General features: G+C 58.3%; 11 protein-coding genes. 6 read left to right on the forward strand and 5 right to left on the reverse strand.

What is annotated here, in order from left to right:
- Positions 1-27: 27 nt before the first annotated feature.
- On the forward strand, positions 28-1,317 hold the full coding sequence (locus tag KDX30_RS13675) for an MSMEG_0569 family flavin-dependent oxidoreductase (protein WP_231676310.1): 1,290 nt from the start codon (positions 28-30) through the stop codon (positions 1,315-1,317).
- A 124-nt stretch (positions 1,318-1,441) separates the two neighbouring features.
- On the opposite strand, the gene KDX30_RS13680 is transcribed toward KDX30_RS13675, so the two are convergent.
- A complete protein-coding gene (locus KDX30_RS13680; protein WP_406643866.1) occupies positions 1,442-2,443 on the reverse strand; it encodes a DUF4917 family protein in 1,002 nt (333 codons plus the stop codon).
- A gap of 168 nt (positions 2,444-2,611) precedes the next feature.
- Here KDX30_RS13680 and KDX30_RS13685 point away from each other — a divergent pair, with 168 nt between their 5' ends.
- From KDX30_RS13685 to KDX30_RS13695, 3 genes are all read left to right on the forward strand, one after another.
- Positions 2,612-3,343: a GntR family transcriptional regulator gene (locus KDX30_RS13685; protein WP_231676314.1), complete on the forward strand. Its 732-nt coding sequence runs from the start codon at positions 2,612-2,614 to the stop codon at positions 3,341-3,343.
- Positions 3,344-3,541: 198 nt separating this feature from the next.
- The gene (locus KDX30_RS13690; protein WP_231676316.1) at positions 3,542-4,825 is read left to right on the forward strand and encodes an MFS transporter; all 1,284 of its coding nucleotides are present in this window, start codon (positions 3,542-3,544) and stop codon (positions 4,823-4,825) included.
- Between the two features lie 93 nt (positions 4,826-4,918).
- Entirely contained in the window at positions 4,919-5,758 is an 840-nt protein-coding gene (locus KDX30_RS13695) for an amidohydrolase family protein (protein WP_231676318.1), read from the forward strand.
- Positions 5,759-6,191: 433 nt separating this feature from the next.
- Here the strand turns inward: KDX30_RS13695 and KDX30_RS13700 are convergent, their stop codons facing one another.
- From KDX30_RS13700 to KDX30_RS13710, 3 genes are all read right to left on the reverse strand, one after another.
- Entirely contained in the window at positions 6,192-7,583 is a 1,392-nt protein-coding gene (locus KDX30_RS13700) for a sensor histidine kinase (RefSeq protein ID WP_231676319.1), read from the reverse strand.
- The gene (locus tag KDX30_RS13705; protein WP_027901208.1) at positions 7,561-8,244 is read right to left on the reverse strand and encodes a response regulator transcription factor; all 684 of its coding nucleotides are present in this window, start codon (positions 8,242-8,244) and stop codon (positions 7,561-7,563) included. The genes KDX30_RS13700 and KDX30_RS13705 overlap by 23 nt, the downstream gene beginning before the upstream one ends.
- A gap of 255 nt (positions 8,245-8,499) precedes the next feature.
- Positions 8,500-9,426 carry a formate/nitrite transporter family protein gene (locus KDX30_RS13710; protein WP_231673183.1) on the reverse strand — a complete coding sequence of 309 codons (927 nt, stop codon included), beginning with the start codon at positions 9,424-9,426 and terminating at the stop codon, positions 8,500-8,502.
- A 140-nt stretch (positions 9,427-9,566) separates the two neighbouring features.
- On the opposite strand from KDX30_RS13710, the gene KDX30_RS13715 reads away from it, so the two are divergent.
- Together KDX30_RS13715 and KDX30_RS13720 are read left to right on the forward strand one after the other, a co-directional pair.
- Entirely contained in the window at positions 9,567-10,052 is a 486-nt protein-coding gene (locus KDX30_RS13715; RefSeq protein WP_099270003.1) for a GNAT family N-acetyltransferase, read from the forward strand.
- 75 nt (positions 10,053-10,127) lie between these two features.
- Positions 10,128-11,897 carry a S8/S53 family peptidase gene (locus tag KDX30_RS13720; protein WP_231676321.1) on the forward strand — a complete coding sequence of 590 codons (1,770 nt, stop codon included), beginning with the start codon at positions 10,128-10,130 and terminating at the stop codon, positions 11,895-11,897.
- 17 nt (positions 11,898-11,914) lie between these two features.
- Here the strand turns inward: KDX30_RS13720 and pncA are convergent, their stop codons facing one another.
- Positions 11,915-12,553 carry a bifunctional nicotinamidase/pyrazinamidase gene (gene pncA / locus KDX30_RS13725; protein WP_231676323.1) on the reverse strand — a complete coding sequence of 213 codons (639 nt, stop codon included), beginning with the start codon at positions 12,551-12,553 and terminating at the stop codon, positions 11,915-11,917.
- Between the last annotated feature and the right edge of the window lie 13 nt (positions 12,554-12,566).

Here is a 12,566-nt window from a genome sequence, read left to right on the forward strand (position 1 = left end):
ATTTCAATCCAATATCCCGGAGCCCCCATGCCCAACCCTCTCACTTCAATCAAACCACCCCATCACAGCGTGATCATCGTCGGCGGCGGGCAGGCCGGTTTGTCTGCCAGCCATTATTTACAGGCCCACGGCATCGATCATCTGGTGCTGGAAAAAAACAGCCTGACCCATATCTGGCGCACTCAGCGCTGGGATGCTTTCAGTCTGGTCACGCCCAACTGGCAATGCGCATTGCCTGGGTATCGCTACAGCGTAGAGCACCAGGGCAAGGATCCCCATGGCTTCATGACCAAGGATCAAATCAACGAGTATCTGGCGGGGTTTGTCGCGTCGGTGAATGCGCCCGCGCTTGAGGGCGTGGCGGTGCAGCGCGTGTTGCCACGCGTTGGCGGCGGCTTTGAGGTGCACACCTCTCAGGGCGAGTTCACGGCTGATCAGGTGATCGTCGCGTCGGGCGGCTATCACACGCCGATCATCCCGCGTCTGGCCGAGCGAGTATCAGCGCAGATTACCCAGATTCACTCCGAGCAATACCGCAACGCCGAGTCGCTGCCCGAAGGCAATGTGTTGGTGGTGGGCTCAGGGCAGAGCGGGGCGCAGATTGCCGAAGACCTGCACCTGGCCGGGCGCAAGGTCTATCTGGCCGTAGGCGATGCACCCCGTTGCGCGCGTTTCTATCGCGGCAAGGACGTGGTCGACTGGCTGGCCGAAATGGGCTACTACGAAATCGGTGTCGACACGCATCCGCTGCGTGAAGGCGTGCGCGACAACACCAATCATTACGTCACGGGGCGTGACGGTGGTCGCGATATCGACCTGCGTCGTTTCGCGGTCGAGGGCATGGAACTGTTCGGACGCCTGCAAGGCTTGAAGGGCAACACGCTGACGTTTGCCAATAACCTCAAAGACAGTCTCGACAGTGCTGATGCGGTCTATAACCGGATCAATGGCTCCATCGATAAATACATTCTGGAGCACGGCATCAATGCTCCAGCCGGTGAGGTTTATTCGCCGCAATGGACGCCTGAGCAGGAGCGCACCGAACTGGATCTGAGCGCGGCGGGTATTACCAGTATTGTGTGGTGTATCGGGTTTACGCCTGACTTCACCTGGGTTGAAGCCCCGGTGTTCAATGGTCGCGGCCATCCCGGACACAAACGAGGTATCACTGCACAGCCGGGCCTGTACTTCCTCGGCTTGCCGTGGCTGTACACCTGGGGTTCCGGCAGATTTTCCGGTGTGGCGCGGGATGCGGAGTATCTGGTGGAGCATATCGCCGCAGCGTTGGCGCCGGTGCGGCGGGCGGGGGCGCGCTAGGCTCTCGATTGAAGTTCTGTTGGAGCGAGGCTTGCCCGCGAAGAACGATAACGCGGTGGATCAGACGCACCGCGTTATCGTTCTTCGCGGGCAAGCCTCGCTCCCACAGGAGTAGGCATTACAGTCAGGCTTTCACCAAAAAATCCGCACTGCCCAGCGGATGACTTTTCGCATCAAAAAAGCTCAGCTCGATATCCAGATCACCCAACAACCCGATGTAATGCCGCTTTTGAAACTCGATAAACGCTTCACTGCGCGGCAGGACAGAAATCGCGATCCGCTTCGGCCGGGCCTGACGGATCGCAGCGATGATATGCGCATCCTGCTTGCCCAGTGCATGGCCGAAAATGCACAGCGCATCGCCATGCTGTGCCAATTGCCCATGACAGAACGACAGGTAATCCGACGTCCGGATGAGCTTCATTTTTTCAGCGCTGGTGCCTTCGCTGATGAACAGCGGCACATCGTCCAGGGCATTGATAGCGAAGCTGCCCAGCAGCGAGCTTTCCGATGACAACAGCTTGCGCACCGTTCCGTCGAGGTTCTTCACCAGATGCATGCCCCCGTGCAGATACAGCACGCGAGTAGCGGTAGCTCGTGTTTCATGCAGATTGAACGTCGCGTCGTCGTTGAACAGATCGTCGAAGTGTTCCGGCGCATGCATCACCGCCCAATAGGCCAGCAAGTCATAGTTGCTTGAATACACAGTCGCGTAGCGCTGCAACTCGGTGTTCATCCGCGCAAGAGTGTTGGCCTCGATCAGTTTCCACGGAATATGCACCGAACGAATGGCGTGGATCAGCGCTTCCTTGATGGCGAAATAGCGATTGCGCGGCGATGACGAACTGATGGTCAACGCAGCGTTGACCCGCATGGCTGATTTCAGCGCGGCCAGCACCGGTTCGAAATTGCTGGTTTCCATGGCGCTGAATACTGCCAGTTCAGTGCGACTCATGGGGTTGCTGCGAGTGGTCTGGGACAGGTCGAACAGCGAGTCGTATGCGAAGTTTTTCCAGACGGCAAGACTCGCCCCGTTTCCCATCAACAGCCCCCAGCTTTCGTCAGGGGCGTTTTGCAGGTCGTTCCAGTCAGCCAGTCCGGCATCCAGTTTCGTCAATTGCATCATCTCGCTTCACTACACATTCAAAGATCACCCTTTGCTTGAGCGACAGGGCTAAACGCTGATCATCTTATAGAACGGGGCGAAAAAATGTCGTCTGGTTGCCTTGACGGTCCTGATGATCGAGACAATACTTTGTCTCACATTCATATAGATGACTAGATAAATAACAATATGAACAAATTATCCAGTGATGAGCGTTTACCTCTTTATCAACGTCTGCGGGATCAGTTGGCCGAGCAGATTGCCAATAATCGTTGGCGTCCAGGCGAGGCGATTCCTACCGAAGCGGCACTGTCCAGCGAGTATTGCCTGTCCACCGGCACGGTCCGCAAAGCCATCGACATGCTGGTTGCCGACAATATTCTCGAGCGTCAGCAGGGACGCGGAACATTTATTCGCCGTCCGCAGTTTGAGTCCTCGCTGTTCCGCTTCTTTCGTTTTCAGTCCGCTGCTGGCGCCCGTCAGGTACCAGAAAGCCGAATCCTGTCGATTGAACCAATGACCGCGCCTTCAGCCGTCAGCCAGGCCCTGGGTCTGGTTCCTGACTCGCCGGTGATTCGCATGGTGCGTCTGCGCTTGCTTGAAACGCAGCCCATGCTGGCGGAAGAAATCTGGTTGCCCCGGGTTCAATTCCAGGCGTTGCTCGACAACGACCTGCAGCGTCAGGGGCCGTTGCTGTACCCGATTTACGAAACATTATGCGGCCAGGTGGTGGCCTATGCCGAAGAGACCCTGACGGCCGAGGCGGTCAGTGATGTGCATGCGCGTCTGTTGCAGATTCCCGTCAACAGTCCGGTGGTGGTGATTGAACGTCTGGCGCGCAACTACGCAGGCGAACCGCTGGAGTGGCGTCGCTCGCGTGGACACGCCAGCCATTTCCGTTACAGCGTGGAAATCCGCTGACGGTTCGTCCGCAGCTTTTAATCAAAAAAACGCAATGGCCTGGGTTGAAAGCGGGGCGGCCAGGTGGGAGCGAATTCATTCGCGAAGGGCATTTACATCCGGTGAAAATTTGTCGGCTGGAATATCGGTTCGCGAATGAATTCGGCCCTGCATGGCTCATCTAGCGGTTCCGGGTAAATTCTTATAAGGACAAAAACCATGTTCAGTTGGTATCGCCAAGTCACTCCTCGTGAGCGCAAAACGTTTTGGGCCTGCTTCGGCGGCTGGTCGCTGGATGCGCTGGAAGTGCAAATGTTCGGTCTGGCGATTCCGGCACTGATTGCCGCCTTTGCCTTGACCAAGGGCGATGCCGGGTTGATCAGCGGTGTGACGCTGGTGACGTCGGCATTGGGCGGCTGGGTCGGCGGTACGCTGTCGGATCGCTACGGCCGGGTGCGTACCCTGCAGTGGATGATTTTGTGGTTCTCGTTCTTCACCTTTCTCTCGGCGTTCGTCACCGGCTTTAACCAGCTTTTGATCGTCAAGGCCCTGCAAGGCTTCGGCATCGGCGGCGAGTGGGCGGCCGGTGCGGTACTGATGGCGGAAACCATCCAGTCCAAATACCGCGGCAAGGTCATGGGCACCGTGCAGAGCGCATGGGCTGTAGGTTGGGGGCTGGCGGTGCTGGTGTTCACTCTGATTTACTCGCTGGTGCCGCAGGATATTGCATGGCGCGCGATGTTCCTTGTCGGTCTGTTGCCATCCCTGTTGATTATCTGGGTACGTCGCAACGTCGAAGAACCGGACAGCTTCCAGCGTCAGCAAAAAGACAAGACCACGCCGAAAAGCTTCTTCAAGTCCATGGCCGGGATCTTCCGCCCTGAACTGCTGCGGGTCACTCTGCTTGGCGGCATCCTCGGGCTGGGCGCACACGGTGGTTATCACGCGGTGATGACCTGGCTGCCGACGTTCCTGAAAACCGAGCGCAACCTGTCGGTATTGAACTCGGGCGGTTATCTGGCGGTGATCATTGTCGCCTTCTGGTGTGGTTGCGTTGCCAGTGGCTTCCTGATCGACCGTATCGGTCGGCGCATGAACATTTTGCTGTTCGCTATCTGCTGCGTGATCACGGTGCAGTGCTATGTGTTTATGCCACTGACCAACACGCAGATGCTGTTCCTCGGCTTCCCGCTGGGCTTCTTTGCAGCCGGTATTCCGGCCAGTCTCGGTTCGTTTTTCAATGAACTGTATCCGGCAGATGTGCGCGGCGCAGGCGTTGGTTTCTGCTACAACTTCGGCCGCGTGCTGTCGGCAGTCTTTCCGTTCATGGTCGGTCACATGAGTGAATCCATGTCGTTGGGCACAGCCATCGGTATCGACGCCGGTATCGCCTACGGCGTGGCAGTGATCGCCGCGCTGTGCTTACCCGAAACCCGTGGCCGCAGTCTGGAGGCGGCCACACCTGAAGCCGATGGGGCTCAAGGACGTGAAGCCCCGCAGTAAGCCTGATCCGATGTCTGATTGAGCTTCTGATTTGCAGCAGATCCACGCGCGGTGGGTATGGTATCCGCCGCGCCTTCTTGATAGATGAGCTCCATGCCTGACTCCCGCACTTCCCCGATCATCGGTATCGATGGCCACGCCCATGTATTCAGCAGTGATCTGAACCTGACGGCGGGTCGCCGTTACACCCCGGACTACGACGCCACCCTTGAGGCCTACCTGCAGCAACTTCACGACAATGGCCTGAGCCACGGCGTGTTGGTGCAGCCGAGCTTTCTCGGTACAGACAATCAATACCTGCTGGCCGCGCTCGCAAAGGCTCCTGAGCAATTGCGTGGTGTCGCGGTGGTTGATGTTGATATCAGCCGCGAAGCGCTTCGGCAGATGGACGAGCAGGGCATCGTCGGCATTCGTCTGAACCTGATGGGCAAGCCTTTGCCTGACTTCACCGAGCCCGCGTGGAAGCGTCTTCTCGATGAAGTTTCAGCGCTGGGCTGGCACGTGGAATTGCATCGCGGGGTAGAAGACATTCCAACCCTGATTCGCGGCCTGATGCCGTTTGGCTGCAAGATCGTCGTCGATCACTTTGGTCGTCCTGAAGCGCCGCTCGGGGTTGACCATCCGGCATTTAAGGCCCTGCTGGAATGCGGTTTGAGCGGTCGGGTGTGGGTCAAGGTTTCGGCGATTTATCGCCTGGGTGGCAGCGCCGAGCAAAACGCCGGTTTTGCCAGGGCAGCCATGCCCTTGCTGATCAGGTTCTTCGGCTTGAATCGGCTGGTCTGGGGCAGTGACTGGCCGCATACGCAGCACGAGAGTGAAGTTGATTTCGCTCGGGTCATCGGCCAGTTGCAGGGGCTGGGCTGTTCCGGGGCTGAACTTAGTGGCTTGCTGGTTGATGCGCCACGAGTGTTGTTTGGGTTTTCGGTGCCTTGAAATACGGCTGCCTTTCGCAGCCTTCGACAGCTCCTGTCAAACAAACTACAACTCTCTGATGATCTGTAGGAGCTAGCCCTGTATCCCTGACACCGCGCTGTCGCGAAACAAACACGGGACCTGTAGGAGTGAGCTTGCTCGCGATTCGATCTGTTGGTCGATGAATATATTGCCTGTGCTGAAGCTATCGCGAGCAAGCTCACTCCTACAGTAAAAAGCATTCCAAATCAGATAGTTATATTTTGTTTGATAGGAGCGCGCTCAGTGTTCCTGACACAGCGCTGTCGCGCAGCAAACGCTTACTTGTAGGAGCGAGCTTGCCCGCGATGGGATCTGGTCAGGGAACGCATTTTTCGCTGACGCACCGCATCGTCCGGATGCGGCCCAGACCAAGCGCGCTCCTACAGATCGTTGAATAAGCAATAGTGCACGATCACACCAACGCCACCGTCTGCCGACACTCAAGACTCAATCTCGCGCCACCCAGCGGACTCGTACCGATGTGCAAGGTGAAGCCGTGCAGGTTGACGATCGCCGCAACAATGGACAGCCCGAGGCCAAACCCGTGTTTCTGGGTGCTGCCTTCACTGCGATAAAAGCGTTGGAACACCGCTTGCCGTTCTGCCTCAGGAATACCGGGGCCTGAGTCCTGGACTTCGAGGCAGGTGCTGTCGCCGTCTGCTCTGGCACTAAGGATCACGCTGCCGCCGGGCGGGGTGAACTTGATTGAGTTGCTGAGCAGGTTTGCCAGTGCTTCGAAGAGCAGGGCGCGGTCGCCCATTAGTGGTGGCAGCGGATCCTCCACGCGCAGGTACAGGCTGACGCCGCCTTCCTCGGCCAGAGGCAGGTAAAAATCGTGAACCTCTTGCAACAGTTCGCCAGGATCGACTTGGACGAACGCCGAGCGACGCTGGTGATCCTCGATTTCCGAAATGCGCAGCAAGCCGCGAAAACGCGCCATCAGCGTGTCTGCCTCGGCAATCACTTGATCCATTTGCGTGGCTACCAGCGAGTCTTCCGGCGATTGTTGCTGGATGCGATAGAGCTGCGCTCGCAAGCGAGTCAGTGGTGTGCGCAGGTCATGGGCGATGCTATCGCAGACGCCTTTGACCTCATTCATCAGTTTTTCGATGCGATCTAGCATGGCGTTGACGATGACCGCCAGCATGTCCAGCTCATCGCGGCGTGCCGACACCGGAAGGCGGCGACCCAGATCGCCTGCGACGATTGCCTCGGCGCTGGCCTGAATGCCGCGAATGCGTTTCAGCGGTCGGCGACTCAGCAAATGCCAGCCAGCAATGCCGGGAATAATCGTCAATGACAGCCCCCAGAGCAGGGCGCGCAAGATCAGGGTAGTGACGGCGAACAGTGAACCGTTGTCGCGCACCAGCACCAGCCAGTGACCGTCGCGGGTCTGGCTGGCCACTGCATCGCAGGTGTCCTGCGGCATGTGCGGATCTTCGGAGTCGACGCAGTTACTCAACTGATGAATCTTGCCGTCCAGCGGCAGGCTGGGAGGGACCGTTTTTATCGGGCCATTGAGCGGGCGCAGCTCGGCGTCGAACAGGCCATAGGCGTCCACGGCGCGCATGTCGAAGGTCATGCTGGAGGTTAGTGCCTCGATCAACTGTTCGCCTTCAAAGCGGGCAAACAGCTGCTGGCGTTGCATGAGGGAGTGGCGGGCGAGGTTTTCCAGGTAGCTGCTGACTTCCCAGTACAACACGCCGATCAGCGTGCAGCTCCAGGCCACGAACAGAAAACTGTACAACGCCAGCAAGCGGCTAGTAGAGGAACGCCAGCCTTTAGACGGGTTCAGCAATGACATAACCCGAGCCTCGCACGGTCCGAATCAGTGGAGTCATGCCGGGTGGATCGATTTTTTTCCGCAAACGCCCAATATGTACGTCGATCAGGTTGGTGCCGGGATCGAAGTGATAACCCCAGACTTCCTCGAAAATCATCATGCGGGTGATGATCTGCCCGCTGTTGCGCATCAGGAATTCCAGCAGTTTGTACTCGGTGGGCAGCAAGCTCAGTGGCTGTTGTCCGCGGCTGGCTTCACGTTTGATCAGGTTCAGCTCAAGATCGGCGACCCGCAGGATGGTTTCCGCGGCGGCCACAGTGTTACGTCGGCGCAGCAAGACTTCAACCCGTGCGGCCATTTCGTCGGACGCAAAAGGCTTGGCGAGGTAATCATCGCCACCGGCACGCAGGCCGCGCACACGTTCATCAACGTCGGAGAGGGCGCTGATCATCAGAATAGGGGTGAGGATGCCTTGCGCGCGCAAGGTGGTAACAATGGCCAGACCGTCCACTTCGGGCAGCATGCGGTCGAGGGTGATCAGGTCATAGTCGCCGCTTACCGCACGGGCGAGGCCCTCACGGCCATTATCGACCCAGTCCACCTCAAGGCCATGGTTGCTCAATTCCGCAACGATTTCCTGGGCGGTCACGGCATCGTCTTCGATGGTCAGAATTCGGGTCATCTTGCCTGCCTGAAGGATTACAGCCAAAAAACCTATTCTCGCTGATGTGACCTGAATAGTTTCTGAAAGAATTTTCATCTGTTACAGGTTTGGTATGGAATACCGCTCCCCCAGACTGGCGCTAGTCTCAAGCTCAATGGCGGCCCGGTGGGACCGAATTCATTCGGGAAGGCGGTATTTCAGGCGATACTTTGGTTGCGGATGTACCTGCCCCTTCGCGAATGAATTCGCTCCCACAAGGGAGAGCATTCCAGTTCAGGTCGTTTTTTCGACGGCTGCAGCCTGCTCCTCTTCCTTCAACCGCTTCTTCTCTGCAATCTTTTTCAACCGGTCCCGCTCCAGTTTGGCAGTGGTGTCTTTTTCGCTGCGGATCTGCGCATGGCTGAGGATGGCGAAGATGAAGCTGCCGCCAATGATGTTACCGGCCAGCGTTGGTGCGGCGAAGACCAGCCAGAAGTCACTCCAGGACAATTCGCCGGCAAACACCAGATACGATGCTTCGGCCGAGCCCACCACGATATGGGTGAAGTCGCCGAGGGCCATCAAGTAGGTGATCAGCACGATGATCCAGATCTTCGCAGCTTCCATGGACGCAATCATCCAGACCATGGTGGCGATCATCCAGCCGGACACGATGCCTTTGGAGAACATGTGAATGACGTCGTTTTCCATCACCTTGCGGCCGATTTCCAGAAACGCCTTGTCAGTCTGGCTATCGAAGATCGGCAGATTCAACATCACATAGGCCACCAGCAAAGTACCGCACAGGTTGCCGAACAGCACCACGCCCCACAATCGCAACAACCGACCCAGGTTGCTCAAGGTCGGCTTGCTCATGACCGGCAGCACCGCCGTCAGGGTGTTTTCGGTGAACAGTTGCTGACGAGCCAGGATGACCGCGAGAAAACCGGCGGAATAACCCAGGCTGGCGATGACATGACTGGACTCGATATCCGGCAGGCGTGACTTGAACAACCCCATGGCCATCAGCGACAGGCCCATGGTCAAACCCGCGGCCAACGCCGACCACCAGAGGGCCGCAACACTGCGCTCCAGCTCATGATCGCCCTGAATGCGAATGGTCTCGTGCAGCACCGCCGCACGGGGAGGCTGGTTCTCGTCGACTTCGCGTTCTTCTTCAGCGGATAACCCGGGGGTTCTGCCTTCTTCATTGTTGTCCATACAGCATCCTTAAATACGAGTGAAGGCGTAGACGTTTTAATGCTGCGCCGGGCTGATGCTTGAGACACAATCCACCGCCGGTCGTTCGCTGCTGAACGGCCTGTTCGATCATAAAGAGCCATCATTACAAGGAGAGAGTCGTGACGTTGCATATTCGTGAGGCCACCCGGGCTGATGCCCAGGTCATTCTGGGCTTTATTACCGAGTTGGCCATCTATGAAAAGGCCGAGCATGAAGTTCTGGCAGACGTCTCTGATATCGAGCGTAGCCTGTTTGACGAAGCGTCTCCGGCCAAGGCGCTGATTTGCCTGCTGGATGATCAACCGATCGGTTTTGCCGTGTACTTCTTCAACTATTCCACATGGCAGGGGCGCAAAGGCTTGTACCTGGAAGACCTGTTTGTGTCACTCGAACATCGCGGTGTCGGCGCAGGCAAACACCTATTGCGCCACTTGGCGAAAATCGCCCATGACACAGGCTGCGGCCGGTTTGAGTGGAGCGTGCTGGACTGGAATAAGCCTGCCATCGATTTCTATAAATCCATCGGCGCCGAGCCGCAGGACGAGTGGGTGCGGTACCGAATGGAAGGGGAAAGCCTCAAGCACTTCGCGCTGGGCGGCTCTTGAGCTGAGCCCTGAACCCTGAACCCTGAGGGGACGCAGCAGTCAGACTGCTATCGCCGCGTCCCTCAGGATTGTTAAATGCTCAGTCGCACCGTATTGCCCGTGTTCATGGCTGCTTTGGCCGGTGTTTCGTCAGTACAGGCCAATGAGGCTTTACGGGTGGAGCGGCTGCAGCGTTGCGACGATCTGCTGGGCCGCGAGCAGCAGACCTTCTGTCTTGGCGTCCGCGGGCTGAAACCCGGTGCTGTGCAGCTCAAACTGGATGGCAAAGCGTTGCCGGGCCAGGTGATTGAGCGTGACGGCGAGCGACTAAAGTTGCGCCTGAGCTCTGCCGACTGGCTCAGCGGCCCCTTGTGGCTTGAGCAGGAAGGGCAGAGCAGCAATGCCGTATGGCTGAGCATGGCAGGCAGTCACGTGTTGGCGGCTACGCCAAAGGAGGTCGCCAAGAACATGGACGGCCTGACCAGTTACGTTGATCTGGTCAGCGTGATCGTCGAAGAAAAATTCCAGGGTGCAGAAGAAGCCGAGCGCATCGCGAAAAAGTACGGTGCCACCGTCGTCGGTTCCATCGCACCGCTCAACACTTACCAGCTGCGCCTGCCGGTGACTGATCTGGTGCAGCGCGACGCTATGGTGCTGCGCATGGGCAGTGAGGTCAGCGTCGATGCCGTAGTGGTCGAGGAGTCAGCCGCTGAATCCCCTGAAGGCGAAGCGGCACCCAGCGATGGCAAGCAGGCCAAGCCGACTCAGGATCAGTGGGCGGCCAACCGTTTCATGGACGCGGTCAACTATTACCAGCGCAGGATTCCAGCCGTCACTTCGCCGATCAAACCGGTGCCGATCCGCATCGGGATTATTGAGCGCGAAGTGGACTTTGACTCCCCGGATTTTGCCGATTATCTGGGTGACTGCAAATCAGGCAAGCCACGCACGTGCCTGTACGCCCGTGACGCGAAAAAGCCCGACGGGCATGGCTCCACCGTGGCGGGCATTCTGGCGGCGGACACTGCCAAGGGCCGCAATAGCGGCTTTCTACGCGCGCTGGATGGCGTCAGCGATGGTTTCGAGGTGATTGTCGAGCGCAACTCCGATGCCGGCATCACGGCGAATGTCGCGGCATCGGTGAATCTGGTTGAAGACGGCGCGCGAGTCCTGAACTGGAGTTGGGGGCTGCACCGGGTCGGCGCGAAAAACGTCGAGGGCGATGAGGTGGATTCGTTGCTCAGGTCTGGCATTGCCATGTCCGGTTACGAAGAACTGCTGGAAGAGTTTTTCCTCTGGCTACGGCGCAAGCACCCCGATGTGGTGGTGATCAATTCGGCAGGCAACGGCTCTTCGTTTTCCGGGACGGACGAGTACCGCTTGCCGTCTTCGTTCATCACGGACCAGTTGCTGGTGGTGGGTGGGCATCAGCGCAGCAAGGATGACGATCTTCCCGTCGATGATCCGGCCTACGTCGAGAAACGCGAGTCATCAAACGTTGATAGCCGCGTTGACATCATGGCTGCAGCCTGCACGCGGGCATCGACCCTCACGGCGGGTGAGCAGGGCGCGGTGCATTGCGGTACGTCCTACGCCACGCCGATGGTCACCGGGATTGTCGCCGCCATGCTGTCGATCAACCCGAAGCTGACGCCTGAACAGTTGCGCATGCTGTTGCGCCGAAGCGCCATGCCCATCGGTGGCAACTTTGATTTCGAAGCCATGGACGCCGATGACCTGACGGCGCCGATCCTGCCGTCTGAACGCAATTACCAGATGGACGACAAGAACATTGGCCGCTCTGCACGTCTGGACATGCAGAAGGCGCTGGACCTGTCGGTGCAGAGCCTCAAGCGGGAGCGCTGATCGGCGTATCTGAACGGTTATTTGAGCAGCTCAGTGCTTTCGATGCGTGTCACGCCTGCCGCCGTCATGTCTTGCCAGGCTTTGCCCAGCGAGCCATTCATGTCGATGGCGCGACAGGCGTCGGCGACGACCAGCGTAGTGAACCCGGCAGCTCTTGCATCCAGTGCCGACCATGCCACGCAGAAGTCCAGCGCCAGCCCCACCACAAATACGTTCTGGACGCCTCGCTCCTTGAGGTAGCTGGCCAGGCCGGTGGGCGTCACGCGGTCGGCTTCGAGGAACGCCGAATAACTGTCGATGTGCGGGTTACAGCCCTTGCGCAGAATCAATTGCGCGTGGGGCAGGTCCAGGTCCGCATGCAGTTGTGCGCCATGGCTGTCTTGAATGCAGTGGTCCGGCCAAAGGGTTTGCGGGCCATAGGGCAGGGTGGTGGTCTCGAATGGCAGGCGGCTTGAATGGCTGGACGCAAACGAGATATGCCCTGCCGGGTGCCAGTCCTGAGTGATGACCACGCCTTGAAATTGCTTACCGAGACGGTTGATCAACGGCACCAGCACATCGCCCTCGGCCACCGCCAGCGCGCCGCCGGGCATGAAGTCGTATTGCATGTCGATGACCAGCAGAACGCTGTCGAGACCGAATGCGTTTGGGTTCATGGTGTTGCTCCTG

This window comes from Pseudomonas quasicaspiana (genome assembly GCF_021147825.1).
Classification (GTDB): domain Bacteria; phylum Pseudomonadota; class Gammaproteobacteria; order Pseudomonadales; family Pseudomonadaceae; genus Aquipseudomonas; species Aquipseudomonas quasicaspiana.

Coding starts and splice junctions, on each gene's coding strand:
- KDX30_RS13675 (WP_231676310.1), top strand. CDS start 28: ATGCCCAACCCTCTCACTTCAATCAAACCACCCCATCACAGCGTGATC.
- KDX30_RS13680 (WP_406643866.1), bottom strand. CDS start 2,443: ATGATGCAATTGACGAAACTGGATGCCGGACTGGCTGACTGGAACGAC.
- KDX30_RS13685 (WP_231676314.1), top strand. CDS start 2,612: ATGAACAAATTATCCAGTGATGAGCGTTTACCTCTTTATCAACGTCTG.
- KDX30_RS13690 (WP_231676316.1), top strand. CDS start 3,542: ATGTTCAGTTGGTATCGCCAAGTCACTCCTCGTGAGCGCAAAACGTTT.
- KDX30_RS13695 (WP_231676318.1), top strand. CDS start 4,919: ATGCCTGACTCCCGCACTTCCCCGATCATCGGTATCGATGGCCACGCC.
- KDX30_RS13700 (WP_231676319.1), bottom strand. CDS start 7,583: ATGTCATTGCTGAACCCGTCTAAAGGCTGGCGTTCCTCTACTAGCCGC.
- KDX30_RS13705 (WP_027901208.1), bottom strand. CDS start 8,244: ATGACCCGAATTCTGACCATCGAAGACGATGCCGTGACCGCCCAGGAA.
- KDX30_RS13710 (WP_231673183.1), bottom strand. CDS start 9,426: ATGGACAACAATGAAGAAGGCAGAACCCCCGGGTTATCCGCTGAAGAA.
- KDX30_RS13720 (WP_231676321.1), top strand. CDS start 10,128: ATGCTCAGTCGCACCGTATTGCCCGTGTTCATGGCTGCTTTGGCCGGT.
- pncA (WP_231676323.1), bottom strand. CDS start 12,553: ATGAACCCAAACGCATTCGGTCTCGACAGCGTTCTGCTGGTCATCGAC.